Annotated in this window: 24 protein-coding genes; 9 read left to right on the forward strand and 15 right to left on the reverse strand. The window is 64.5% G+C overall.

The genetic code is table 11. From position 1 onward, the window contains the following. The first annotated feature begins 17 nt into the window (after positions 1 to 17). Together arfA and H3H45_RS02075 are read left to right on the forward strand one after the other, a co-directional pair. On the forward strand, positions 18 to 173 hold the full coding sequence (arfA, locus tag H3H45_RS02070) for an alternative ribosome rescue factor ArfA (protein WP_160078460.1): 156 nt from the start codon (positions 18 to 20) through the stop codon (positions 171 to 173). A 45-nt stretch (positions 174 to 218) separates the two neighbouring features. Beyond that, positions 219 to 1,511: a lytic murein transglycosylase gene (locus tag H3H45_RS02075; protein ID WP_182832093.1), complete on the forward strand. Its 1,293-nt coding sequence runs from the start codon at positions 219 to 221 to the stop codon at positions 1,509 to 1,511. Positions 1,512 to 1,562: 51 nt separating this feature from the next. Here H3H45_RS02075 and H3H45_RS02080 read toward each other — a convergent pair whose 3' ends face one another. Next, positions 1,563 to 2,453: a DNA-3-methyladenine glycosylase family protein gene (locus tag H3H45_RS02080; protein ID WP_182832094.1), complete on the reverse strand. Its 891-nt coding sequence runs from the start codon at positions 2,451 to 2,453 to the stop codon at positions 1,563 to 1,565. A 177-nt stretch (positions 2,454 to 2,630) separates the two neighbouring features. Here H3H45_RS02080 and H3H45_RS20255 point away from each other — a divergent pair, with 177 nt between their 5' ends. Together H3H45_RS20255 and lipA are read left to right on the forward strand one after the other, a co-directional pair. Next, positions 2,631 to 3,947: a methyl-accepting chemotaxis protein gene (locus H3H45_RS20255; RefSeq protein ID WP_182832095.1), complete on the forward strand. Its 1,317-nt coding sequence runs from the start codon at positions 2,631 to 2,633 to the stop codon at positions 3,945 to 3,947. Positions 3,948 to 4,132: 185 nt separating this feature from the next. Beyond that, on the forward strand, positions 4,133 to 5,185 hold the full coding sequence (gene lipA / locus H3H45_RS02090; protein ID WP_182832096.1) for a lipoyl synthase: 1,053 nt from the start codon (positions 4,133 to 4,135) through the stop codon (positions 5,183 to 5,185). Positions 5,186 to 5,233: 48 nt separating this feature from the next. On the opposite strand, the gene lipB is transcribed toward lipA, so the two are convergent. The 11 genes from lipB to H3H45_RS02145 form a co-directional block, all read right to left on the reverse strand. Further along, positions 5,234 to 5,854 carry a lipoyl(octanoyl) transferase LipB gene (gene lipB, locus H3H45_RS02095; RefSeq protein WP_182832097.1) on the reverse strand — a complete coding sequence of 207 codons (621 nt, stop codon included), beginning with the start codon at positions 5,852 to 5,854 and terminating at the stop codon, positions 5,234 to 5,236. Then, the gene (locus H3H45_RS02100; protein ID WP_182832098.1) at positions 5,854 to 6,132 is read right to left on the reverse strand and encodes a DUF493 domain-containing protein; all 279 of its coding nucleotides are present in this window, start codon (positions 6,130 to 6,132) and stop codon (positions 5,854 to 5,856) included. The genes lipB and H3H45_RS02100 overlap by 1 nt, the downstream gene beginning before the upstream one ends. A gap of 122 nt (positions 6,133 to 6,254) precedes the next feature. Beyond that, positions 6,255 to 7,433 (reverse strand): D-alanyl-D-alanine carboxypeptidase family protein, encoded by a 1,179-nt coding sequence (locus tag H3H45_RS02105; protein ID WP_182832099.1) that lies wholly within the window; start codon positions 7,431 to 7,433, stop codon positions 6,255 to 6,257. 102 nt (positions 7,434 to 7,535) lie between these two features. Beyond that, positions 7,536 to 8,552: a septal ring lytic transglycosylase RlpA family protein gene (locus H3H45_RS02110; protein ID WP_182832100.1), complete on the reverse strand. Its 1,017-nt coding sequence runs from the start codon at positions 8,550 to 8,552 to the stop codon at positions 7,536 to 7,538. Continuing rightward, positions 8,549 to 9,535, reverse strand: a complete 987-nt coding sequence (mltB, locus tag H3H45_RS02115; protein WP_182833111.1) for a lytic murein transglycosylase B — start codon at positions 9,533 to 9,535, stop codon at positions 8,549 to 8,551. Before mltB ends, H3H45_RS02110 begins: the two co-directional genes overlap by 4 nt. Positions 9,536 to 9,573: 38 nt before the next feature. Further along, positions 9,574 to 10,719, reverse strand: a complete 1,146-nt coding sequence (rodA, locus tag H3H45_RS02120) for a rod shape-determining protein RodA (RefSeq protein WP_182832101.1) — start codon at positions 10,717 to 10,719, stop codon at positions 9,574 to 9,576. Next, positions 10,716 to 12,638 carry a penicillin-binding protein 2 gene (mrdA, locus tag H3H45_RS02125; protein ID WP_182832102.1) on the reverse strand — a complete coding sequence of 641 codons (1,923 nt, stop codon included), beginning with the start codon at positions 12,636 to 12,638 and terminating at the stop codon, positions 10,716 to 10,718. The genes rodA and mrdA overlap by 4 nt, the downstream gene beginning before the upstream one ends. 38 nt (positions 12,639 to 12,676) lie before the next feature. Further along, positions 12,677 to 13,144: a 23S rRNA (pseudouridine(1915)-N(3))-methyltransferase RlmH gene (rlmH, locus tag H3H45_RS02130; protein ID WP_182832103.1), complete on the reverse strand. Its 468-nt coding sequence runs from the start codon at positions 13,142 to 13,144 to the stop codon at positions 12,677 to 12,679. 9 nt (positions 13,145 to 13,153) lie between these two features. Next, positions 13,154 to 13,513, reverse strand: a complete 360-nt coding sequence (gene rsfS, locus H3H45_RS02135; protein WP_182832104.1) for a ribosome silencing factor — start codon at positions 13,511 to 13,513, stop codon at positions 13,154 to 13,156. A 7-nt stretch (positions 13,514 to 13,520) separates the two neighbouring features. After that, the gene (gene nadD / locus H3H45_RS02140; RefSeq protein WP_182832105.1) at positions 13,521 to 14,171 is read right to left on the reverse strand and encodes a nicotinate-nucleotide adenylyltransferase; all 651 of its coding nucleotides are present in this window, start codon (positions 14,169 to 14,171) and stop codon (positions 13,521 to 13,523) included. Further along, complete coding sequence (locus tag H3H45_RS02145; RefSeq protein ID WP_182832106.1) at positions 14,171 to 15,436, reverse strand: glutamate-5-semialdehyde dehydrogenase; 1,266 nt, start codon at positions 15,434 to 15,436, stop codon at positions 14,171 to 14,173. Before H3H45_RS02145 ends, nadD begins: the two co-directional genes overlap by 1 nt. 146 nt (positions 15,437 to 15,582) lie before the next feature. Between H3H45_RS02145 and H3H45_RS02150 the strand changes: the two genes are divergently transcribed. Together H3H45_RS02150 and H3H45_RS02155 are read left to right on the forward strand one after the other, a co-directional pair. Beyond that, a complete protein-coding gene (locus tag H3H45_RS02150) occupies positions 15,583 to 16,296 on the forward strand; it encodes a DNA-3-methyladenine glycosylase (protein WP_182832107.1) in 714 nt (237 codons plus the stop codon). Further along, positions 16,293 to 17,609, forward strand: coding sequence for a bifunctional DedA family/phosphatase PAP2 family protein (locus tag H3H45_RS02155; protein WP_182832108.1), 1,317 nt, complete (start codon positions 16,293 to 16,295; stop codon positions 17,607 to 17,609). Before H3H45_RS02150 ends, H3H45_RS02155 begins: the two co-directional genes overlap by 4 nt. A 26-nt stretch (positions 17,610 to 17,635) precedes the next feature. Here the strand turns inward: H3H45_RS02155 and H3H45_RS02160 are convergent, their stop codons facing one another. The 3 genes from H3H45_RS02160 to H3H45_RS02170 are packed head-to-tail and all read right to left on the reverse strand — an operon-like array spanning position 17,636 to position 19,313. After that, the gene (locus H3H45_RS02160) at positions 17,636 to 18,226 is read right to left on the reverse strand and encodes an LON peptidase substrate-binding domain-containing protein (protein ID WP_182832109.1); all 591 of its coding nucleotides are present in this window, start codon (positions 18,224 to 18,226) and stop codon (positions 17,636 to 17,638) included. 11 nt (positions 18,227 to 18,237) lie between these two features. Continuing rightward, a complete protein-coding gene (locus H3H45_RS02165) occupies positions 18,238 to 18,954 on the reverse strand; it encodes an LrgB family protein (protein WP_407926668.1) in 717 nt (238 codons plus the stop codon). After that, on the reverse strand, positions 18,951 to 19,313 hold the full coding sequence (locus H3H45_RS02170) for a CidA/LrgA family protein (RefSeq protein WP_182832110.1): 363 nt from the start codon (positions 19,311 to 19,313) through the stop codon (positions 18,951 to 18,953). The genes H3H45_RS02165 and H3H45_RS02170 overlap by 4 nt, the downstream gene beginning before the upstream one ends. Positions 19,314 to 19,476: 163 nt before the next feature. Here H3H45_RS02170 and H3H45_RS02175 point away from each other — a divergent pair, with 163 nt between their 5' ends. From H3H45_RS02175 to H3H45_RS02185, 3 genes are all read left to right on the forward strand, one after another. Next, the gene (locus tag H3H45_RS02175; RefSeq protein ID WP_182832111.1) at positions 19,477 to 19,932 is read left to right on the forward strand and encodes a MaoC family dehydratase; all 456 of its coding nucleotides are present in this window, start codon (positions 19,477 to 19,479) and stop codon (positions 19,930 to 19,932) included. Positions 19,933 to 20,049: 117 nt separating this feature from the next. Next, positions 20,050 to 21,759 carry a C13 family peptidase gene (locus H3H45_RS02180; RefSeq protein ID WP_182832112.1) on the forward strand — a complete coding sequence of 570 codons (1,710 nt, stop codon included), beginning with the start codon at positions 20,050 to 20,052 and terminating at the stop codon, positions 21,757 to 21,759. A 69-nt stretch (positions 21,760 to 21,828) separates the two neighbouring features. Beyond that, the gene (locus tag H3H45_RS02185) at positions 21,829 to 22,470 is read left to right on the forward strand and encodes an NAD(P)H-binding protein (protein ID WP_182832113.1); all 642 of its coding nucleotides are present in this window, start codon (positions 21,829 to 21,831) and stop codon (positions 22,468 to 22,470) included. Positions 22,471 to 22,483 lie beyond the last annotated feature (13 nt).

Raw genomic sequence — 22,483 nt, forward strand, 5'->3', positions numbered from 1 at the left:
ATAACCGAGGACATGCCATGGCGAAGAATGCCAAGCGGCCGAACAAGGCCAAATCCCTAGTCGCCCAACCCCTGTTCCGCTGCCGCCAGGAACAGGCGAAGAAAGGCAAAGGCAGCTACCGCCGCGAAGCCTCCCAGCAAAACTGGGAGGCTTCGTGCTTTATGGCGGCATGAAATGTTAAGGTCGCGCTTCGTTCGCTCAGACCCGAGATTTGTGCAATGCCCCACCTCGCCACCGGCCGCCTGTGCTGCCTGCTCGCCGGCACCACGCTGCTGCTCAGCGCCTGCGTCGAGTCGCCCACCCGCGACGCCCAACCCGCCGTAGCCGCCCCCGCTGCCAGCACACCCGCAGCACCCGCCGCAGCGCCCCAGGTAAAGGCGCAGGTTGCGCCTGCTCCAGCCATCAGCTTCAGCGCCTGGCGCGGGCAGTTCCGCATCAAGGCCCTGCGTGCCGGCATCCCTGCTGAGCTGTTCGACCGCGCCTTCAACGGCATCGCCCCGGACATGAGCGTAGTCCGCGCCGACTACAGCCAACCCGAATTCACCCGCCCGGTGTGGGAATACATCGAAGGCGCCACCTCGCCGATTCGCTTGCGCAAGGGCCAGGCCCTGCTCGCCGAACACGCGGGGACCCTGGCCGCCATCGAACAGCGCTACGGCGTCGACCGGGAGACCCTGGTGGCGATCTGGGGCATGGAAAGCAGTTTCGGCCAGTTCATGGGCGAACAGTCGGTGATCCGCTCGCTGGCCACCCTCGCTTACGAAGGTCGCCGCCCGCAATGGGCCGAAGATCAGCTGCTGGCTGCCCTGCAGATCCTGCATAGCGGTGATATCCAGCCTGGCAGCATGCGCGGTTCCTGGGCCGGAGCCATGGGCCAGACCCAGTTCATCCCGACCACCTACCTGACCCACGCCGTGGATTTCGACGGCGACGGCCGCCGTGATATCTGGAACTCCAGCGCCGATGCCCTGGCCTCGGCCGCGCACTACCTGCAGGCCTCCGGTTGGCAGTTCGGCCAGCCCTGGGGCATGGAAGTCGCCCTGCCCAGCGGCTTCGATTACGCCCTGGCCGATAGCGAAATCCGTAAGACCTACGCACAGTGGTACGAGTACGGCGTCAAAGGCCAGCCCGGCAACCTCGACCCGCAGCAAACCGGTTACCTGTTGCTGCCGGCCGGCTACCGCGGCCCGGCCTTCCTGGTATTCCGCAACTTCAACGCCATCCTCAAGTACAACAATTCCTCATCCTACGCCCTGGCTGTGGGCCTGCTCGGCCAGCGCTTCGGCGGTGGCGGACAGATCCTCGCCGACTGGCCGCGCAGTGACCGCCCATTGAGTCGCAGCGAGCGTATCGAGCTGCAGGAAGGCCTGGCGACTCAGGGTTACAACCCCGGACCGGCCGACGGCATCATCGGCGCCAATACGCGCAAGGCGATTCGCGCTTACCAGCAGAGCCTGGGCCTGCCCGCTGACGGCTACCCGACCCCGGCGCTGCTGCAACGCTTGCGCTAATACCTCAAGAGCCCCTCTCCCCCTCTCCCGTAATCGGGAGAGGGTGCAAGGCTAGTCCGTGCTCGGCATGGCCCATAGATGGGCAGCGACTAGGGCGCGCCAGGGCGATAATGGCGCCAGCCAGTCGCGGGTGAAGGGCTGACTGAGCTTTTCCGCACTCCCCAGCAGGCGCTGTAACTGACGGCGTACCGCGGCATCGCCATGCAGCGAGCCATCCAGACGGGCGAAACCACGCAGCAAGGCGTAATCCACCGTCCACGGACCGATACCACGCAGTGCCAGCAGGCGCTCGGCGATGGTCTCGGCCGGTGCATCGGCCAGCCAGGTATCCAGCGGCAGATGGCCGGCCACAATTTCGCGACTGAGCAAGAGCAGTGTCTGCGCCTTGGCCTGGGAGAAACCGGCCGCACGCAGCTGCGACTCCTGAAGGGCGGCGACCGCCTGAGCATCCGGATAGCAGAACAGGCCACTGGAGTGTGCTCGTCCGGCCAGCTGAATCAGCTTGCGGCGTAGACTAATCGCCACCGGCAGGCTGATCTGCTGGCCACTGATGGCCCAACTCAGCGCCTCGAACGGCGTGGCTGCCTGCGGCACGCGCAGGCCGGCGTGACGGGCGAGCAAAGGCCCCAGCTGCGGATGCCCAGCGTATGCCGTCTCGAAATCCCGCACCGGCTGGGTCAGGCCCAGCATGTGAACGACCAGCGACCGCAGCGGGTCGGCATCCTCCACTACCGGGCCGTCCACCACGAGATGAGCAGTGACGCGGGCCGCGTCGAAACGGATGCTCAGGCATGCCGGCAGCCCCTGCCAGAGCACGCCCTTATCCAGGCCATCAACCCTTACCCGCTCAGCCAGGGCCTGCCCATCGCGGCGGTGGAACGCCAGCAAATCGGCCACCCGATAATCCGTGGGCAGCTCAAGGGAACAGTCAAGACGGCTCATGGATATCCCTACACACAAGTGCTGAAACTCCGCCTGGGCGGTCGGTAGACGAAGACTACACTGGATGGACTGTGGCCCTGGCGACAGTGGTCAATACGGCGCATAGACGAGCGAAGAAACGCCACCTGAAAGCCGTCATGGATTGCCCTGCATTCAATCCCTAAGGAGCCTTTGCCGATGTTCAATAACAAACTGAAAGAGGAGCTGGCCCGCTTGCGTAACGAGCTGGCCAGCATGCGCCAGATCAAGGACTCGTTCTACAGCGAGCTGCTGGTACTGGAGATAGATCCCGATGGCCGCATCCGCTATGCCAACGACAACTTTCTCAGCGAGATGCTCTACCACGGGGACGCCCTGCTCGGGCGCCAGCTGGACTCACTGATTCCCGACTCCTTCCGCCACGAAGCCAACTACCCGAGACTGCAGCAGGCCCTGCGCGCACGCGAGCACCTCAGTGGTGCCTTCCGCCTGCTACGCGGCAATGGTGAAGAAGCCTGGCTGCGCGCGATCTGGCAGCCGGTAATGAACAGCCGGGTAGAGCTGTCCTATTTCACCCTCTGCGCCAACGACCTGACCCGCACCATCAGTACGTCCAAGGAACACGAGGGACTGATCGGCGCCCTGCTGCGCTCAACTGCGGTGATCGAGTTCAACCTGGCCGGCGAAGTGTTGACCGCCAACGAGCGCTTCCTCGGTGGCATGGGCTATCGCCTGGAGCAGATTCTGGGCAAACACCACCGCATGTTCTGCGACGCAGATGAGTACAACTCGCAGGCTTACCGCGACTTCTGGGCCCGCCTGAATCGCGGCGAGTTCGTCGCCGGACGATTCAAGCGCGTCGACAGCCATGGCCGCACAGTCTGGCTGGAGGCTTCCTACAACCCGGTGCGCGACCACCACGAACGCCTGTACAAGGTGGTCAAGTTCGCCACCGTGATTACCGATCAGGTCAACCAGGAACAGGCCGTGGCGGAAGCGGCGAACATCGCCTACAGCATCTCTCAACAGACCGACGGCAGCGCCAACAAGGGTGCCGCCGTGGTTCGCCAGACGGTCGAAGTGATGCAGCGCATCGCCCGTCAGGTGCAGGAGGCGAGCGACGGCATCGAGGCGCTGGACAAGCAGTCGCAACTGATCAGCACCATCATGCAGACCATTCGCGGCATCGCCGACCAGACCAATCTGCTGGCACTCAATGCCGCTATCGAGGCGGCGCGCGCCGGCGAGCAAGGCCGTGGCTTCGCCGTGGTGGCCGACGAGGTGCGCCAGCTGGCTGGGCGCACCAGTCAGGCCACCGAAGAAATCGTCGAAGTGGTGCAGAAGAACCAGAGCCTGGCCCAGAGCGCGGTGGCCAGCATGGCCAGCAGCAGCCAGCAGGCCGAGCAGGGCCTGAATCTGGCCAGCGAGGCCGGCGCAGTGATCGTGGAGATTCAGGACGGCGCCAAGCAGGTGGTGCAGGCCGTGGAACAGTTCGCCAGCCAGCTCAAGACCTGACAGCCTACGCCAGCGAACAACCACTGGCGGCTCGTGAACCTGTCGCCGGGCCCATATCCTCGGCACCCAGCCATGCGCCGACAGGCGCCGACAGGCGCTGGCAGTCGCCCCAAGGCGTCATATGGTAGACTGCAAAACGGCCAAAAGCCCCGCTACCGCAGCCTCCTACCGGAGCCGAGATCTCGATGTCCGACACAGCCCCGCCCAAGCCCGTATCCAGCGGCGAAAAATTTCGCACCCCCCAGGGAATCACCGCGATCAAGGATGGCCAGAAGCGTCGCGCTTCGGCCGAACCCCATATCGTCGAACCCAAGCCGAGCTGGTTGCGGGTCAAGGTGCCGAGTGGCAGCCGCTTCGAGGCGGTCAAACGCAACGTCAACGAGCATCGCCTGAGCACCGTCTGCCAGGAATCCCACTGCCCGAACATGGGTGAATGCTGGTCCAACGGCACCGCCACCATCATGTTGATGGGCTCGGTCTGCACCCGTGCCTGCCGCTTCTGTGCGGTCGACACCGGTAACCCGAATGGCTGGCTGGACCAGGAAGAACCGCAGAACACCGCCAAGTCGGTGGAACTGATGGGCCTGCGCTACATCGTCCTGACCTCGGTAGACCGCGATGACCTGGCCGATGGCGGCGCCGCCCACTACGCGGCCTGCGTGCAGGCGATCAAGGCCAATACGCCGCAGGTGGTGGTGGAGGCCCTGACTCCGGACTTCGATGGCGATCACGCGGCCATCGCCCGCGTGGTGGACTCCGGCCTGGAGGTCTTCGCGCAGAACGTCGAGACGGTCAAACGCCTGACCTATGAGGTACGAGATCCCCGCGCCGGTTACGAGAAGACCCTGAAGGTACTGGAGCACGCCAAGCGCCATCGCCCCAGCGTCATCACCAAGACCAGCCTGATGCTGGGCCTCGGCGAGACCGACGAGGAAATCCTGCAGACCATGGATGACCTGCGCGCCATAGGCGTCGACATCCTCACCCTCGGTCAATACCTGCAGCCCACCCGCAACCACTTGAAGGTGCAGCGCTGGGTCAGCCCCGAGGAGTTCAACCGCTTGCGTGACATCGGTCTGGAAAAAGGCTTCATGGAAGTCGCTGCCGGCCCACTGGTGCGTTCCAGCTACCGTGCCGATCGGGTGTTCGAGAAGAACAACCTGGGCCTGGCCGCCCCCGTGCAGGTGCCCGGCCAGCAGCAGAACGACAGCCTGATTCCGACGCTCAACCTGAGCTGATAATGAAGGATTGGAAGGCCGAGAGCTATCGACTCGGCCTTCAGCTCGTCAGGCGGCGTAACCCAGGCGCTCGCGCAGAGCGCGCTCCAGGCGTTGCGCCACCTCGTCGAGCGCAGGCGGGGTGGCAAGCAGCTCCTTGAGCTGGATCATCTTCAAACCACTGTAGCCGCAAGGATTGATGCGCTGGAACGGCGACATATCCATGTCGACATTCAGCGCCAGGCCGTGGAATGAGCAACCATTGCGCACCCGCAGGCCCAACGAGGCGATCTTGTCACCGTTGACGTAGACACCCGGGGCGTCGGCCTTCGGCGCCGCTTCGACGCCATAGCTGGCCAGCACATCGACCAGCGCCTGCTCCATGGCGGTGACCAGCTCGCGCACTCCCAGCTTCTGCCGCCGCAAATTCAGCATCAGGTAGGCCACCAGCTGGCCGGGCCCATGGTAGGTAACCTGGCCACCACGCTCGACCTGAATCACTGGAATATCGCCCGGTGCCAGCAGGTGCTCGGCCTTGCCGGCCTGACCCTGGGTGAATACCTGTGGATGTTGCAGCAGCCAGATTTCGTCGGGGGTCGACTCATCGCGTTCGGCAGTGAAGCTGCGCATGGCTTCCAGGGTCGGCAGGTACTCCACCAACCCCAGGTGACGCACGACGAGCGCTGCCACTAGAGCACCATGTGCACGCGGCCGGTGGCTTTCAGGTCGAGATGGATCGCCTGCAGCTGCTCCACGCCGGTGGCTGTGATATGCACCTGCACGGACAGGAAGCGGCCGTTACGGCTGTCGCGCACCACCAGACTGGTGGAGTCGAAGCCTGGCGCGTGGCGCTGCATCACTTCGATCACCAGATCGGTGAAGCCGTCGCCCGCCTCACCGATCACCTTGATCGGGTAGCGCTCGCAGGGGAATTCGATTTTCGGGGCTTGAACTTCGCTATCGGTCATCGTGGCCACTCCGGACTTGTCGCCCGTGAAATGCAGGACGCCCCGATTACGGGGCGTCCTTGTGAGTCATAACCCTAATTTTGGGCCCGAACGGCAACCTTTCAAGGCCGCCTGGCGACTCTTTAGTTGAACAGTCCGTAGAAGAACAGGCGGATACCATCCCACAGGCGGCGGAAGAAACCACCCTCCTCGACGGCCTCGAGGGCAATCAGGTTGGCGCTGTGCAGCACTTCTTCACCCAGTTTGACTTCGACCTTGCCGATCACGTCGCCTTGCTTGAGTGGTGCCTGCAGCTGCGGCTCGAGGATCATGCTGGCTTGCAGCTTCTTCACCTGGCCTTTCGGCAGGGTCATGGTCAGATCCTCAGCCAGGCCGGCCTTGACCTGACGAGTGGTGCCTTTCCAGACCTGCGCCTGAGCCAGCTCTTCGCCCTTCTTGTAGAAGGTCTGGGTTTCGAAGAAACGGAAACCGTAGGTCAGCAGCTTCTGTGTCTCAGCGGCACGGACCTTCTCGCTGTCGGTACCGAACACCGAGGTGATCATGCGCGCGCCTTCGCGCACGGCAGAGGCGACCAGGCAGTAACCGGCTTCTTCGGTGTGACCGGTTTTCAGGCCGTCCACGGTGCTGTCGCGCCACAGCAGCAGGTTGCGGTTGCCCTGCTTGATGTTGTTCCAGAGGAACTCCTTCTGCGAGTAGATCGCATAGTGCTCCTGGTCTTCGTTGATGATGGCGCGGGCCAGGATGGCCATGTCATGGGCACTGGAGTAGTGCTCGGGGTGCGGCAGGCCAGTGGCGTTCATGAAGTGCGAGTTCTTCATGCCCAGGCGCTCGGCGGTTTCGTTCATCATGTCGGCGAAGGCGTCTTCGCTGCCGGCGATGTACTCGGCCAGGGCAATGCTGGCGTCGTTACCGGACTGGATGATGACGCCATGCAGCAGATCATCCACCGAAGCCTGGCTGTTCAGCGGCAGGAACATGGTGGAGCCCCCAGAGGCAGCACCACCGGTACGCCAGGCATGCTCGCTGATGGGCACCATGTCCTGCTCACCGATCTTGCCCTTGCGAATTTCCAGGGTGGCGATGTAGGCGGTCATCAGCTTGGTCAGGCTGGCTGGAGGCAGGCGCTGATCGCCGTTATTTTCAACCAATACCTTGCCACTGGCAGCGTCGAGCAGAACGTAGGACTTGGCCGCCAGTTGCGGTGGCGAAGGGATGGCGCTGTCCTGGGCGGCCTGAGCGAGTGGCGCGCCGAGCAGCAAGGTGAACAGGGAAAGGCAGCGGGCAAAGCGGGAGATATTCATCCGTCTCTCTAAAATGGCTATTCAACAATGGCACAGACGAGCCGGAGGCTCGCCTGCATTCCCCATCACCCTTGAACTGCACGGGCAATGGACGAAAGGACTCTAGTCGGGGCGTACCAGCGTGGGTTGACCAAGGTTGGCCAGGCGGACGCTGTCCTGCAGTTGCTGCACCTCACCCTGCGTTTCGATCGGCCCCAGGCGCACGCGGTGGAACATCTGCTGGTTGCGCACCACCGAGCTGATAAACACCTTGGCAGGCACCGTCTCGCTCAGCTTCGCCTTGAGGAGCTCCGCAGCGTCCGGATTGGCGAAGGCGCCCACCTGGAGATACAGGCCAGAGGCTGCGACTGAATCGTTTTTTTTTGCGTCGATCTGCACTGGCAGCACGGCCGCCGCGTGCTGCTGGGGCGGTGGTGTGTACTGCTCGATCGGCTGGCTGACTGGCTGCGCCACGGCCACCGGCGCACTGCCGGTAGCCGCCATCTTCGGCTGCGCCAGTACCATCGGTACCGGGCGTCCCTGCTGAGCCCACCACTCATGCGGGTCGATGCCTTCGACCTTGACCCGCGCGGTACCGCTTTCGGCATAGCCGAGCTTCTTCGCCGCGGCGAAGGACAGGTCGATGATGCGGTCGGAGTAGAACGGGCCGCGGTCATTGACCCGCAGGATCACCGTGCGCCCGTTGTCCAGGTTGGTCACCCGCACGTAGCTCGGCAACGGCAGGGTCTTGTGCGCAGCGGTCATGCCGTACAGGTCATAGGCCTCGCCATTGGCGGTGGCCTGCCCGTGAAATTTGGTGCCATACCAGGACGCGGTGCCTGTGGCGTTGTAGCGCCGGGCATCGTTGATCGGGTAGTAGGTCTGGCCCATCACCGTGTAGGGATTGGCCTTGAAACGGCCGTAGTGCGGCATCGGCACCGCATCGGGAATACGCGACACGTCGACATCCCACCAGGGCGCACCATCGCGATGCGGACGGCTGTAATCCATCGGACCGGAGATGGGCCCACCCGCCGGCACCGGCGCGGTCGGCGTCGGTTTGCTGGTCGAGCAACTGGCCAGGGCCAGGCCCAGGGCCGCGAAGGCCAGGCTGCGCACCGCGAACTGCCGGTAGCTCATTGCCCGCCCCGCTTGGCCAACAGCAGCTCGGAGAGCTGATGCACCGCCATGGAGTACATGGTGCTGCGGTTGTAACGGGTGATCACATAGAAGTTGGGTAGCCCCATCCAGTACTCCTCACCCTCGGCGCCATCAAAACGGAAAGCGGTTACCGGGATATCGTCACGCAGCACATCGGCGCTCGACCAGCCCAGGGCACGCAACTCGCCGACATTTTTCACCGGGTCGAGTCCTTGGGTCAGGCCACTGTCGGCCAGTTCGCCCTTGACCTGGGCACGACTGACCACTGGCTCGCCAGTCACCCAGCCGTGACGTTTGAAGTAGCTGGCCACACTGCCAATGGCATCCACCGGATTAGTCCAGATATTGATATGACCATCCCCATCGAAGTCCACCGCGTAGGCGCGGAAGCTGCTCGGCATGAACTGCGGCAGCCCCATGGCACCGGCGTAGGAGCCCTTCAGGCTCAACGGATCGACCTGCTCCTCGCGGGTCAGCAGCAGCAGCTCCTTGAGCTGCTGGCAGAAGAACTGCGCGCGCGGCGGGTAATCGAAGCACAGTGTGGACAATGCATCCAGCCCGCGCCAGCTGCCGGTATTGCCGCCGTAGAAGGTTTCCACGCCGATGATCGCCACGATCACCTGGGCCGGCACGCCGTATTCCTTCTCGGCACGGGCCAAGGCCTCGGCATTCTGCTGCCAGAAATCCACGCCCTTGCTGATGCGCGCCTCGGTAATGAAGATCGGCCGGTAGTCTTTCCACGGCTTGACCTTCTCCGCCGGGCGCGAGATGGCATCGAGGATCGCCTGCTTGCGCTCGGCCTGGCTGAACAGGCTGACCAGCTGTTCACCGGCGAAGCCATGGTCACGGGTCATCTCGGCGATGAATTCGGCCACCTGCGGCGAGCCGTCGTAGTCACCGGCCAGCGCTGGGCCACTCATGGCGAACGCCGCCAGACCGAGCCAATGAGTGCCACGAACCATCCAGCCACGCCATGCCTGTTTCAAATTCTTCACTCTTATCAAACCTGTGCGATCCATTTTCGATGGGTCTGGATCGCCATCAAAATCCCAAACCCTGACAACAGCGTCACCAAATGAGTTCCGCCATAACTAATGAAGGGCAGAGGCACCCCCACCACCGGCAACAGCCCACTGACCATGCCGATGTTAACGAATACGTAGACGAAGAAGGTCATCGTCAGGCTACCGGCCAGCAACTTGCCGAACAGGGTCTGCGCCTGGGCCGTGATGAACAGGCCACGACCGATCAGCAGCAGGTAGACCAGCAGCAGGATACACACTCCGACCAGGCCGAACTCTTCGCTCAGGACGGCAATGATAAAGTCCGTGTGGCTTTCCGGCAAAAAATCCAGATGCGACTGGGTGCCCAGCAGCCAGCCCTTGCCCAGCACACCGCCGGAACCGATGGCGGCCTTGGACTGGATGATGTTCCAGCCGGTACCCAGCGGATCGCTTTCCGGGTCGAGGAAGGTCAGCACACGCTGCTTCTGGTATTCACGCAAGACGAAGAACCACATGGCCACCGCAATCGGCACCACCGCCGCCACCGCACCGATCATCCAGCGCCATTGCAGTCCGGCCATGAACAGCACGAAGGCACCGGAGGCGAGGATCAGCAGCGCAGTGCCCAGGTCCGGCTGTTTGAGGATCAGCACGAAGGGCATCAGGATCAGCACCAGGCTGACCACGATATGTTTGAGCTTGGGCGGCAGGTTGTGCCGGGACAGGTACCAGGCGATGGTCGCCGGCATGATGATCTTCATGAACTCAGAGGGCTGGAAGCGAATTACCCCGGGGATATTGATCCAGCGCGTGGCCCCCATGGCTGTGTGGCCCATCACCTCCACCGCCACCAGCAGGCCGACACCAAACACGTAGGCCAGCGGCACCCAGCGGGCCATGAAGCGCGGCTCGAACTGGGCAATCACCAGCATGCCGACCATGCCCAGGGCGAAGGAGGAGCCCTGCTTGATCAGCAGATCCCAGTTCTTGCCGCTGGCCGAATACAGCACGAACAGGCTGCCGGCCGCCAGCGCCAGGAGGATCAGCAGCAGCCAGCCGTCGATGTGCAAGCGCTGCAGCAGGGTTGCCCGGCGCTTGAACACGTCCTCATCGGAAATGCTGCGGTCGAAATTACTGTTCATGGCGTGCTGCTCACGGGTTCCACCGGCACGGGCGGGCGGTATTCGGGCTTGAGTTGACCGTCTTCGCCAAGCAGCCAGGCATCCATCACCTGCTTGACCACCGGCGCGGCCACACCAGAGCCCGACTCGCCGTTTTCCACCATCACGGCCACGGCGATCTTCGGATCGGCGGCCGGGGCGAAGGCGACGAACAGGGCATGGTCACGATGTCGCTCGGCCACCTTGGAGCGGTCGTACTTCTCGCCCTGCTTGATCGCCACCACCTGCGCCGTGCCGCTCTTGCCGGCAATCCGATACAGCGCCGCATCGCCCACCTTGCGCGCTGTGCCGCGGGGACCGTGCATCACCTGCTCCATGCCGATGCGGCCGTAGTCCCAGAACTTGGGATCACGCAGGACAATATCCGCCGGCGTTTCCATCGCCTCGATAACCTCTTCGGCCATCAGTTGTTGCGGAGTCTTACCCTCGGCGGTACGCAGCAGGTGCGGACGAATCCACTTGCCCCGGGTCGCCATCAGCGCGGTCGCCTGGGCCAGTTGCAACGGCGTGGTCTGCATGTAGCCCTGACCGATACCGAGGATCAGCGTTTCGCCGGGATACCAGGGCTGCCGGTAGCGCGCACGTTTCCACTCGCGCGACGGCATCAGCCCGGCGGTTTCCTCGAACATGTCCAGGGAAACCTTCTGTCCCAGACCGAACATGGTCATGTAACGGTGCATGCGGTCCACGCCCATCTTGTGCGCGAGGTCGTAAAAGTAGGTGTCGTTGGAACGCATGATCGCGTATTCCAGGTTCACCGAACCGTCACCGGTGCGGTTCCAGTTGCGGTATTTGTGACTATGCCCAGGCAACTGGTAGAACCCGGGATCGAATACCCGCGATTGCGGGGTCACCACACCGGCGTCCAGGCCCGCAACTGCGACCATCGGCTTGATCGTCGAACCTGGCGGATACAAGCCGCGCAGCACGCGGTTGTACAGCGGCCGGTCGATCGAATCACGCAGCTCGGCGTAGGCCTTGAAGCCGATACCGGTGACGAATGGGTTGGGGTCGAAGCTCGGCTGACTGACCATCGCCAGCACCTCGCCGCTGCTCGGCTCGATCGCCACCACCGCGCCACGGCGCCCGCCCAGGGCCTGCTCGGCCGCTTCCTGCAAGCGCACATCGAGGCTCAGAATCAGGTCGGCACCCGGCTTCGGATCGGTGCGCTTGAGCACGCGCAACACCCGGCCACGGGCATTGGTCTCGACTTCTTCATAGCCCACCTCACCGTGCAACAGGTCTTCGTAGAACCGCTCGACGCCGGTCTTGCCGATATGGTGGGTGCCGCTGTAATTGACCGGATCCAGCTCCTTCAGCTCTTTCTCGTTGATCCGCCCGACATAGCCGACCGAGTGGGCAAAGTGGCCCTTCTGCGGATAGTGGCGCACCAGCTGGGCCACCACGTCGACGCCGGGCAGGCGGAACTGATTCACCGCAATGCGCGCAATCTGTTCCTCGGACAGCTCGAACAGAATCGGCACCGGTTCGAAGGGTCGACGCCCCTGGCGCATGCGCTTTTCAAACAGGGCACGATCTTCCGCCGTCAGCTCCAGCGCCTCGACCACCACATCCAGCACCTGCTGCCAATCGCCGGCACGCTCGCGAGTCACGGTCAGACTGAAGCTGGGCCGGTTGTCGGCGATGATCACCCCGTTGCGGTCGAAGATCAGCCCGCGGGTCGGCGGGATCGGCTGCACATGGATGCGGTTGTTCTCCGCCAGGGTGGTGTGATGCTCGTACTGGATCACTTGCAGGTAGTACATGCGCGCGATCAGCACGCAGGTCAGCAGCAGCACCGTCACAGCGCCGACCACCACACGCCGGCGTACCAGACGGGCGTCTTTTTCGTGGTCCTTGAGACGGATCGGTTGCGGCATCTGCGACTACTTAAATGGACGGCTTTTTATAGGTGGCGTTATTTGTGGTACGGGTGCCCGGACAGTACGGTCCAAGCACGGTAAATCTGCTCACCGATGAGGATACGTACCAGCGGATGCGGCAAGGTCAGCGGCGACAGCGACCAGCGTTGCTCGCTGCGCGCACAGACTTCCGGCGCCAACCCCTCGGGGCCGCCGACCATCAGATTGACGGTGCGCGCATCCAGGCGCCAGCGCTCCAGTTCGGCGGCTAGCTGCTCGGTGCTCCACGGCTTGCCATGGACCTCCAGGGTGACGATGCGTTCCCCCGCCTGCACCTTGCTCAGCATGGCCTCGCCTTCCTGGCGGATCATCCGCGCCACGTCGGCATTCTTGCCACGAGTGGTCAGCGGAATCTCAACCAGGTCGAGCCCCAGCTCGGGCGGCAGACGCTTGGCATACTCCTGCCAGCCATCCTCCACCCAGCGCGGCATGCGCGAGCCGACGGCGATCAGCTTGATACGCACGTCAGCGACTTATTCCGCCGGATCCTGGTGCTGCGCACGACTCTGCTCGGCGCCCTGCCACAGACGCTCGAGGTCGTAGAACTGGCGGGTGGCAACCTGCATCACGTGCACCACGACATCGCCGAGGTCGAGCAGAGCCCACTCACCGCCGTCCAGGCCTTCGCTGCCAAGCGGGCGCACGCCCTGCTCGCGAACCTTGTCCAGCACCTCGTTGGCCATCGACTTGACGTGACGGCTGGAGGTACCGCTGGCGATCACCATGAAGTCGGTGACGCTGGTCTTGCCGCGCACATCGATGGTGGTGATATCGGTGGCTTTCATGTCTTCCAGGGCCGCAATGGCGACCTTGACCAGTTGTTCGTTTTGCATCGTTACCTCATGAATCGGTTTGCCCACGGTACAGCCCGTGGTTTTGGATATAGGCCAGCACGGCGTCGGGTACCAGGAAACGTACCGAACGCCCTTCTGCCAGCAAATGACGAATCTGTGTGGCAGACACCGCCAGCGGCGTCTGCCACACAAAAGCAATCTGTCCGCTCGGCCCGACCAGGCCCTGCGGGTCATTCACACTGCGCGCCGCCAGCAGGTCACGCAGCGCTTCCGGCGCCTCGCTGTCGGCATCCGGCCGCTGCAGCACGAGGATATGGCAGTGCTGCAGCAGTTCCTGCCAGCGCTGCCAGGTCGGCAACCCGCAGAAGGCATCCCAGCCCAGCAGGAGAAACAGCTGATCCTCCGCCGCCAGCTCACCGCGCAACGACTCCAGGGTGTCGATGGTGAACGACGGCTTATCACGCCGCAGCTCGCGGTCATCGACCGCCAGCCGTGGCTCGCTCGCTACCGCCAAGCGCACCATAGCCAGACGCTGCTCGGCAGTCGCCTGCGGTGCCGCGCGGTGTGGCGGCCGCGCACTGGGGATCAGCCGCAGCTCGTCCAGCGCCAGCTGCTCGGCCACCTCGAGGGCGCCGCGCAGATGGGCGATATGCACGGGATTGAAGGTGCCCCCCAGGATCCCGATACGACGCGCCATCAGGTACGGATGTGCCCGTCGCCGAACACCACGTACTTCTCGCTGGTCAGGCCTTCCAGGCCGACCGGGCCACGGGCATGCAGCTTGTCGGTGGAGATGCCGATCTCCGCGCCCAGGCCGTATTCGAAGCCGTCGGCGAAACGGGTCGAGGCATTGACCATCACCGAAGCGGAATCCACTTCGGTAAGGAAGCGCCGTGCATCGCTGAAGTTCTCGGTGATGATCGCGTCGGTGTGCTGCGAGCCGTATTTATTGATGTGCTCGATGGCCGCTTCCAGCGAATCGACAATGCGAATCGCCAGGATCGGTGCGTTGTATTCGGCGAACCAGTCTTCCTCGCTCGCTTCCAGCACATCACTGCCCAGCAGTGCGCGGGTCGCGGCGTCGCCACGCAGCTCGACGCCCTTGTCGCGGTAAATGGCAGCCAGCGGCGGCAGCACCTGGGCGGCCACGGCGGCATGCACCAGCAGGGTTTCCATGGCGTTGCACGGCGAATAGCGCTGGGTCTTGGCGTTGTCGGCGACGCGGATGGCCTTGTCGAGGTCGGCGGCGACGTCGATGTAGACATGGCACACGCCGTCCAGGTGTTTGATCACCGGTACCTTGGCGTCGCGACTAATGCGCTCGATCAGCCCTTTGCCGCCGCGCGGCACGATCACATCGACGAACTCCGGCATGCTGATCAGCGCACCGACGGCCGCGCGATCGGTGGTTTCCACCACCTGCACGGCGCTGCCCGGCAGCCCGGCCTCGGCCAGGCCGAGCTGGATGCAGCGGGCAATCGCCTGGTTGGAATGAATCGCCTCCGAGCCGCCACGCAGGATAGTGGCGTTGCCGGACTTCAGGCACAGGCTGGCGGCGTCGATGGTCACGTTGGGCCGCGACTCGTAGATGATGCCGATCACGCCCAGCGGCACGCGCATCTTGCCGACCTGGATACCGGACGGCATATAGCGCATGCCCTGAATCTCGCCGATCGGGTCCGGCAGGGTGGCGACCTGACGCAGGCCTTCGATCATGCTGTCGATCACCGCCGGGGTCAGCGCCAGGCGGTCAACCATGGCCGGCTCCAGGCCACTGGCGCGGGCGGCGGCCAGGTCCAGCTCGTTGGCGGTGGTCAGCTCGACGCGCGCGGCGTCGAGGGCATTGGCGGCAGCCTGCAGGGCGCGATTCTTCTGCGCTGTGCTGGCACGGGCGAGCACCCGCGAGGCAGCACGCGCGGCGCGGCCCAGGCGGGTCATGTAGTCGAGCACGGACTCGGTCATGGTCTCGGAATGTCTGGCAGTTGGAAAAAGGGGCTGATTATAGCGATAGCGCGCCCTCAAGCCCAGCAGCGTCGGGCGGATGGTCACTTTAGCCGGCGCAGCTTGTTGTTATGATCGCACCCATCAACTTAGCCACAGGCACCCCGATGCCCGCCACCCCTGCGTCACTGCCCTGGCCAGAGGCCCGCCCGCTGCCCGCCACGTTCTTCGATCGTGACGCGCAGACCCTGGCCCGAGCCCTGCTCGGCAAAGTCATTCGCCACCGCCACCAGGGCCACTGGCTGGCCGCCCGGATCATCGAGACCGAGGCTTACTACGCTGCCGAAAAGGGTAGCCATGCTTCACTCGGCTACACCGAGAAGCGCCGCGCGCTATTCCTCGACGGCGGGCACATCTACATGTATTACGCCCGCGGCGGCGACTCGCTGAACTTCAGCGCCCAGGGCCCCGGCAATGCGGTGCTGATCAAATCCGCAGCGCCCTGGCTGGACCGGCACTGCGCAGCCGACGCCCTGGCGCGCATGCAGGCCAACAATCCCGCCGCCGATGGCAGCCCGCGCCCGGCACACACGCTGTGCGCCGGCCAGACCCTGCTGTGCCGCAGCCTTGGTCTGAAAGTGCCGGACTGGGACGCCCGCCGTTTCGACCCGCAGCGCCTGTTTGTCGAGGATGTCGGCGAAATACCGGCGCAGATCGTTCAGACTACCCGCCTGGGCATCCCCAGCGGACGGGACGAGCACCTGCCCTACCGCTTCGTCGACGCCACTTTCGTCCGCCAGTGCACACGCAACCCATTGCGCCGCGGACAGGTCGAAGGCCGTGACTATCTCTTGCTAACCCCCAAGGAGCTGCACCCATGAGCCAATGGTTCGAGACCATGACTCTCTGGCTGGAAACCAACCCGGAGTGGCTGGGCCTGACGATCTTCTTCATCGCCTGCCTGGAGTGCCTGGCCGTAGCCGGCATCCTCATCCCCGGCACCGTGGTGCTGTTCACCCTGGCCGTACTGGCCGGCAGCGGCGCCCTGACGCTCTGGGAAACGATAGCGCTGGCCTACGCCGGCGGCCTGCTCGGCGACGCGATCTCCTACGGCCTGGGGCGTCACTTCCACCAGGGCATCCGCCGCCTGCCAGTGTTGCGTGACCACCCCGAATGGCTGGCCAGTGCGGAAAACTACTTTCAGCGCTATGGCGTGGTCAGCCTGCTGGTCGGCCGCTACATCGGCCCGCTGCGCCCCATGCTGCCCCTGGTGGCCGGCATGCTCGACATGCCATTCGTGCGCTTCATGTTGGTCAGCATGCTGGCCGCCGCCGGCTGGGCAGTGGCCTACATGCTGCCCGGCTGGGCCACCGGCGCCGCCCTGCGCCTGCCGCTGCCAGAAGGCTTCTGGGGCGCCGCCGGAACCGTTGCCGGCGCTATCGCCCTGATGCTGATGGTGGTGATTCTCAGCAGCCTGCGCGAACAGCGCTGGGCCACGGCCGTAGCCGCCGGCCTGAGCGCCACCCTGCTGGCCGCCCTGCTCCTCGGCGTGCCCTACCTCAGCACCCTCGACCAGGGCCTGATGGCACTGGTGCAGGAGCAACGCAACAGCACCCTGGACAGCCTCGCCCTGCTGATCACCGGGCTCGGCGACTTCACCACCCAGGTGGCTGCCGGTTTACTGCTCACCGGCCTGCTCCTGCTCAGCCGGCGCTATGCGGCAGCGGCCCTGGTGGCCGGCTGCATGCTGTTCACTGCCCTGGCCAACACCGGCCTCAAGCACCTGTTCGCCCGCGCCCGGCCGGACGTGCTGCTGCAGCCGCTGGACACCTTCAGCCTGCCCAGCGGGCACAGCTCGGCGGCCTTCGCCTTCTTTCTCGCCCTGGGCATCCTCGCCGGCCGCGGCACACCGGCACGCACGCGCCTGACCTGGCTGCTGCTGGCCAGCCTGCCAGCCCTGGCCATCGCCCTGTCGCGGGTTTATCTGGGCGTACACTGGCCTACGGACGTGCTGGCCGGCGCCTTGCTGGCGGGCAGCGTATGCGCAGCCTGGCTGGCCGTTCTACAGCGACGCGCAGTCCTGGCGCCACTCGGCGCACGCATCTGGTGGCTGATCCTGCCCGCCAGCCTGGCCCTGCTCGGCGCCGTCAGTGCCTGGTCCCTGCCAGAGGCGCTGCAGCAATATCGTTATTGAGCACTCCGTAGGGGGGGGGCCAAGACTCAAGCGATCATCTCACCCTGCAGCTGATCCAGCAGACTCTGAATATAAGCCAGGCGCTGCCCCGGATCAGCCAGCTGCAGCGCCTGCAGCTTCTGCTCGACAGTGAACGGCAGCAGGTAGGCCAATTGATTGGCCAGCGCCTGCTGGCTGGCGACCGCGCCACCCATGCCCAACCCTGCGACCAGCGGATGCTCGACCAGGGCATTGAGCAGCGCAGCGAGGTCTGCGTGTTCGGCCAACAGCGGCGCATCCGCCGCCTCATCCAGCCAGGTGACCTCGGCCAGGGTCAGCTGGTCGGCCTGCACCTCGACCTGCTCGACATGAAAGCGCCGCACACCCTCGACGCGAATCCCCAGCAGACCATTGGGGCGCTGCTGGAAGTCACGAATCAGCGCCTCGCAACCCACCGCAGCAAAACGCTCGGCCGCCACACCAACCTCGCGCCCCGCGAAAATACCGACCACGCCGAAACCTTCGCCACGGCGCATGCAGGCGCTGACCATATCCAGGTAGCGCGCCTCGAAGATCTGCAGGTCTAGCATACAGCCGGGGAACAGCACGGTATTCAACGGAAACAGCGGAAAAGTCATCTCGATCGACCTCAAGCGATCAGCGCCACCACCAACGGTAGGGCAATAGCGGTGACCACGCCCATCAGGCTCATGGCCAAGGCGGCGAAGGCACCGCTTTCTTCACTTTCCTGCAGTGCCCGTGCCGTGCCCACCGCATGGGCGGTCAGGCCAAGCGCCATGCCCTGCGCCGCCGGGTGATGCACGCCAATGCGGCGCAGCAGTTCAGGCCCACAGATGGCGCCAAGTACCCCGGTGATCAGCACGAAGACCGCCGCCAACGCGGCCACGCCACCGATCTGTTCGGCCACCAGCATGGCAATCGGCGAAGTCACCGACTTCGGCGCCAGGGTCATCAGCATCATGCGCTCGGCGCCGAACAGCCAGGCCAGCAGCACACCCAGCGCGGTCGCCAGTACACCGGCAACCAGCAGGGTGATCAGCACCGGCCAGAACAGCTGGCGGATGCGCCGCAGATTGAGGAACAAGGGCACGGCCAAAGCCACGGTGGTCGGCCCCAGCAGCACACTGAGCAGGAAGGTGCTGTCGCGGTACTCGGCGTAACTCAGGCCGCAGAACAGCAGCACGCCGATCAGCACGGTCATCGACACCAGCACCGGCTGCAGAAACACCCAGCGGGTCTTTTCATAGACGGCCAGTGACAACTGGTACACCGCCAGGGTGATGCCGACACCGAACAGCGGGTGATGAATGACCGCCTGCACCGCGCCCTGCCAATCCAGCGTCATGCCTGATCCTCGCGGCGTACCTGGCGCTCGATCAGCTTCTGCATCAACCAGCCAGCGAACAGCAGCGACAGCAGCAACGACAGCCCCAGCGCCCCGGCCAGCGCCCAGAAGTCGGCGGCGATCTGTTCGGCATAGACCATCACGCCGACAGCTGGCGGAACCAGCAGCAACGGCAGATAGCGCAGCAGGCCACTGGCCGCCTGGCTGAGCGGCTCGCCGACTTCACCCCGCAACAGGAGGAACACGAACAACAGCAGCATGCCGATGATTGGCCCTGGCAGCATGGGTAGGAACAGCACATTGAGAGCAGTGCCGAGCAGCTGGAACAGCACCAGCCAGGTCAGGCCGCGCAGCAGCATGGGGAAGTCTCCGACGGGATGGCGCGGCCATTATAAACACGCCCATGGCAGCGCTATATACCGCGACTTTCGGCTTGACCCTCGTGCCGAGTCATGATGATCTAGGGCCAGCTAGGTTCATCAGCAAAAACAACAAGTAACCAGCATCCTTCAAGGAGGATCTATGCCGTTCGTACCCGTATCGCAACTGCAAGACTATGTAGGCAAAGAGCTTGGACGCTCGGAATGGATGACCATCGACCAGGAACGCATCAACCAGTTCGCCGAATGCACCGGCGACCATCAATTCATCCACGTTGACCCGGTCAAAGCCAAGCACACCCCGTTCGGCGGCACCATTGCCCACGGTTTCCTCTCCCTGTCGCTGGTCCCCAAGCTGATGGAAAGCCTGATGATCATGCCCGAGGGCCTGAAGATGGCCGTCAACTACGGTCTCGACAGCGTGCGCTTCATCCAGCCGGTGAAGGTCAACTCGCGCGTGCGCCTGGCGGTAAGCATTGTCGACGTCATCGAGAAGCGCGCCGGCCAGTGGCTGATCAAGGCGCAGGCAACCCTGGAGATCGAAGGCGAGGAAAAACCGGCGTATATCGCCGAGCCGCTGACCCTGTGCTTCGTCTAAAGCACCACCAGACAGCAGAATGACATCACCGAACGGGGCGCCCAGGCGCCCCGTTCGCATTGGTGCCGCAGGCCCGCTGCGGCATACTCCAAGCATGCACCGACCAGGACGTCCACCATGCCCCGCCTCCTTGCTCCGCTGACCCTCGCTCTGCTGATCGCCGCCTGCGGTGACGGTGAACCCCTGTTGCCACCCGATGCCGTACTGCCCGACGGCGGCCGCTATCGCGGCGAGGTCATCAATGGCCTGCTACAAGGCGAAGGGCGCCTCGACTACGCCAACGGCAGCTGGTACGCCGGCCATTTCAAGGACGGCCAGAGCGACGGCCAGGGCGAATGGCGTGGCGCCAGCGGCGAGCGCTATGTCGGCCAGTTCCGCCAGGGCCTGTTCGATGGCCAGGGCACGCTGACCTACAGCGACGGCAGCACCTACACCGGCGGTTTCAAGCAGGGTCGCCTGCATGGCGAAGGCCACCTGCAGCAGGGCGAGATGAGCTACCGCGGCGGCTTTCGCAAGGACAAGTACCACGGCCTCGGCCTGCTCGAATGGCCGGACGGCACCCGCTACCAGGGACGCTTCGCCCGTGGCGAGCTGAATGGCCCGGGTACCCGCAGCGAAGGCGGCAGCCAGTACAGCGGCATCTTCAAGGATGGCGTGCTGAATGGCGAAGGCAGCTACCAGGGGGTGGACGGCGAGCGCTACAGCGGTGGTTTCCGCGACGACAGCTTCCATGGCCAGGGGCGCTTCCAGAATGCCGACGGCGATGTCTGGCTGGGCCACTTCAAAGACGGCTCACTCGAGGGCAAGGGCGAATTCAAAGGTGCCGACGGCCGTCACTACCTCGGAGAGTTCCGCTACTGGCGCTTCCACGGTGAGGGTGAGCTGACTATGGCTGATGGCAGCGTCTACCGTGGCCGCTTCGCCAACAACGAGTATGCCAGCGAGGGCACCCTGACCCTCGCCGATGGCCAGCAGCGCAGTGGCACCTGGCAGAATGGCAAACTGATCCGCGATGCCCAGGGCGCCGCATTGCCGGACGCGCTGGAGCTGGGCCTGCTGGAGCAGGGCAAGTTGCTCGACCAGGCCATCGCCGCCCTGCCCGTTTCCACTCCCGCCACTGAACTGTACAGCCTGACCCTGGCCGGCGACGGCAAGCAGAGCGTGTTCCTGCGCGAGGCCGACTACGTCAGCAAGCTGCTCGGCGAGCGCTTCCATGCGCGCGGCAACATCAGCCTGATCAACCACCGCGACCACCTCGCCGATCGCCCGCTGGCAACCCGCGAGAGCCTGACCCGCGCCGTGCTCGCCCTGGCCGAACGCAGCGGCCCGGAAGACCTGGTGTTCATCTACCTGACCAGCCACGGCTCACGTGACCACCAGCTGAGCATCGACCAGCCACGCCTGCAGCTGGAAAGCCTGCCCGCCAGCGAGCTGGCGGCGCTGCTGCAACCCTTGCGCGAGCGGCACAAGGTGGTGGTGATCTCGGCCTGCTACTCGGGCGGTTTTATCCCGCTGCTGAAAAACGACAAAACTCTGGTGATGACCGCGGCGCGCGCCGACCGGGTGTCCTTCGGCTGCTCCGAGGAAAACGACTTCACCTATTTCGGCCGCGCCCTGTTCGCCGATGCCCTCAACGAAACCGACGATCTGCAGCGCGCCTTCGAACTGGCCAAAGCCAAAGTTGCCGAACGGGAGAAGGCCGAAGACTTCCAGGCCTCCGAACCCCAACTGTGGGCACCACCCGCCGTGCTCAAGCAGTGGAAGACCCTGCGCGAAAGTCAGGCCAAGCTGGCACTGGAGAGCGCCACCGTGAAGAAAACCGAATAAAGCGGCATAGCACGCATACTTGGACGAGCAAAAACTTCTAAGCTGGTTGTATCAGTGGAGTAACCCAGCATGTACCTGACGCCCCAGCACATCCTGCTCGCAGGAGCCACCGGTCTCACCGGCGAGCACCTGCTCGACCGCCTGCTCAGCGAGCCGACCATCAACCGTGTGCTGGCCCCCAGCCGCCGCCCGCTGGCCGAGCATGCGCATCTGGACAACCCAGTCGGCGAACTGGCCGACCTGCTGCCGCAGTTGCAAGGCCGAGTCGATGCCGCCTTCTGCTGCCTGGGCAGCACCATCAAGCAGGCCGGCTCGCAGGAGGCCTTCCGCGCCATCGACCACGACCTGGTGCTGGCCTTCGCCCAGCGCGCTCGCGAACTGGGCGCGCGGCATCTGCTGGTGATCAGCGCACTGGGCGCCGACGCCAAATCCGGCGTGTTCTACAACCGCGTCAAAGGCGAGATGGAGCAGGCACTGATCGCCCAGGACTGGCCTCAGCTGACCATCGCCCGACCCTCGCTGCTGCTCGGCGCGCGCAGTGAGTTCCGCCTCGGCGAACAACTGGCCGCGCCCTTCATGCGCTGGCTACCCGGCAAGTACCGCGGCATCCAGGCCGCCGCCCTGGCGCGCGCGCTGTGGCGCCTGGCCCTGGAAGAAGGCGATGGCGTGCGCATCGTCGAATCCGACGAGCTGCGCCGTCTCGGCCGCTAACCCCCCGTTCAAA

It is taken from the genome of Aquipseudomonas guryensis (assembly GCF_014164785.1).
Lineage (GTDB): Bacteria > Pseudomonadota > Gammaproteobacteria > Pseudomonadales > Pseudomonadaceae > Aquipseudomonas > Aquipseudomonas guryensis.

Bases quoted from the DNA above. Each gene is read 5' to 3' on its own strand.
- H3H45_RS02175 (WP_182832111.1), top strand. From the start codon at position 19,477: ATGCCGTTCGTACCCGTATCGCAACTGCAAGACTATGTAGGCAAAGAG.
- arfA (WP_160078460.1), top strand. From the start codon at position 18: ATGGCGAAGAATGCCAAGCGGCCGAACAAGGCCAAATCCCTAGTCGCC.
- H3H45_RS02150 (WP_182832107.1), top strand. From the start codon at position 15,583: ATGCCCGCCACCCCTGCGTCACTGCCCTGGCCAGAGGCCCGCCCGCTG.
- rodA (WP_182832101.1), bottom strand. From the start codon at position 10,719: ATGAACAGTAATTTCGACCGCAGCATTTCCGATGAGGACGTGTTCAAG.
- H3H45_RS02110 (WP_182832100.1), bottom strand. From the start codon at position 8,552: ATGAGCTACCGGCAGTTCGCGGTGCGCAGCCTGGCCTTCGCGGCCCTG.
- H3H45_RS02145 (WP_182832106.1), bottom strand. From the start codon at position 15,436: ATGACCGAGTCCGTGCTCGACTACATGACCCGCCTGGGCCGCGCCGCG.
- rsfS (WP_182832104.1), bottom strand. From the start codon at position 13,513: ATGCAAAACGAACAACTGGTCAAGGTCGCCATTGCGGCCCTGGAAGAC.
- mltB (WP_182833111.1), bottom strand. From the start codon at position 9,535: ATGGTTCGTGGCACTCATTGGCTCGGTCTGGCGGCGTTCGCCATGAGT.
- H3H45_RS02185 (WP_182832113.1), top strand. From the start codon at position 21,829: ATGTACCTGACGCCCCAGCACATCCTGCTCGCAGGAGCCACCGGTCTC.
- H3H45_RS02075 (WP_182832093.1), top strand. From the start codon at position 219: ATGCCCCACCTCGCCACCGGCCGCCTGTGCTGCCTGCTCGCCGGCACC.
- H3H45_RS02180 (WP_182832112.1), top strand. From the start codon at position 20,050: ATGCCCCGCCTCCTTGCTCCGCTGACCCTCGCTCTGCTGATCGCCGCC.
- lipA (WP_182832096.1), top strand. From the start codon at position 4,133: ATGTCCGACACAGCCCCGCCCAAGCCCGTATCCAGCGGCGAAAAATTT.
- H3H45_RS02160 (WP_182832109.1), bottom strand. From the start codon at position 18,226: ATGACTTTTCCGCTGTTTCCGTTGAATACCGTGCTGTTCCCCGGCTGT.
- H3H45_RS02080 (WP_182832094.1), bottom strand. From the start codon at position 2,453: ATGAGCCGTCTTGACTGTTCCCTTGAGCTGCCCACGGATTATCGGGTG.
- H3H45_RS02170 (WP_182832110.1), bottom strand. From the start codon at position 19,313: ATGCTGCTGCGCGGCCTGACCTGGCTGGTGCTGTTCCAGCTGCTCGGC.
- H3H45_RS02165 (WP_407926668.1), bottom strand. From the start codon at position 18,954: ATGACGCTGGATTGGCAGGGCGCGGTGCAGGCGGTCATTCATCACCCG.
- mrdA (WP_182832102.1), bottom strand. From the start codon at position 12,638: ATGCCGCAACCGATCCGTCTCAAGGACCACGAAAAAGACGCCCGTCTG.
- H3H45_RS02105 (WP_182832099.1), bottom strand. From the start codon at position 7,433: ATGAATATCTCCCGCTTTGCCCGCTGCCTTTCCCTGTTCACCTTGCTG.
- H3H45_RS02100 (WP_182832098.1), bottom strand. From the start codon at position 6,132: ATGACCGATAGCGAAGTTCAAGCCCCGAAAATCGAATTCCCCTGCGAG.
- H3H45_RS20255 (WP_182832095.1), top strand. From the start codon at position 2,631: ATGTTCAATAACAAACTGAAAGAGGAGCTGGCCCGCTTGCGTAACGAG.
- H3H45_RS02155 (WP_182832108.1), top strand. From the start codon at position 16,293: ATGAGCCAATGGTTCGAGACCATGACTCTCTGGCTGGAAACCAACCCG.
- nadD (WP_182832105.1), bottom strand. From the start codon at position 14,171: ATGGCGCGTCGTATCGGGATCCTGGGGGGCACCTTCAATCCCGTGCAT.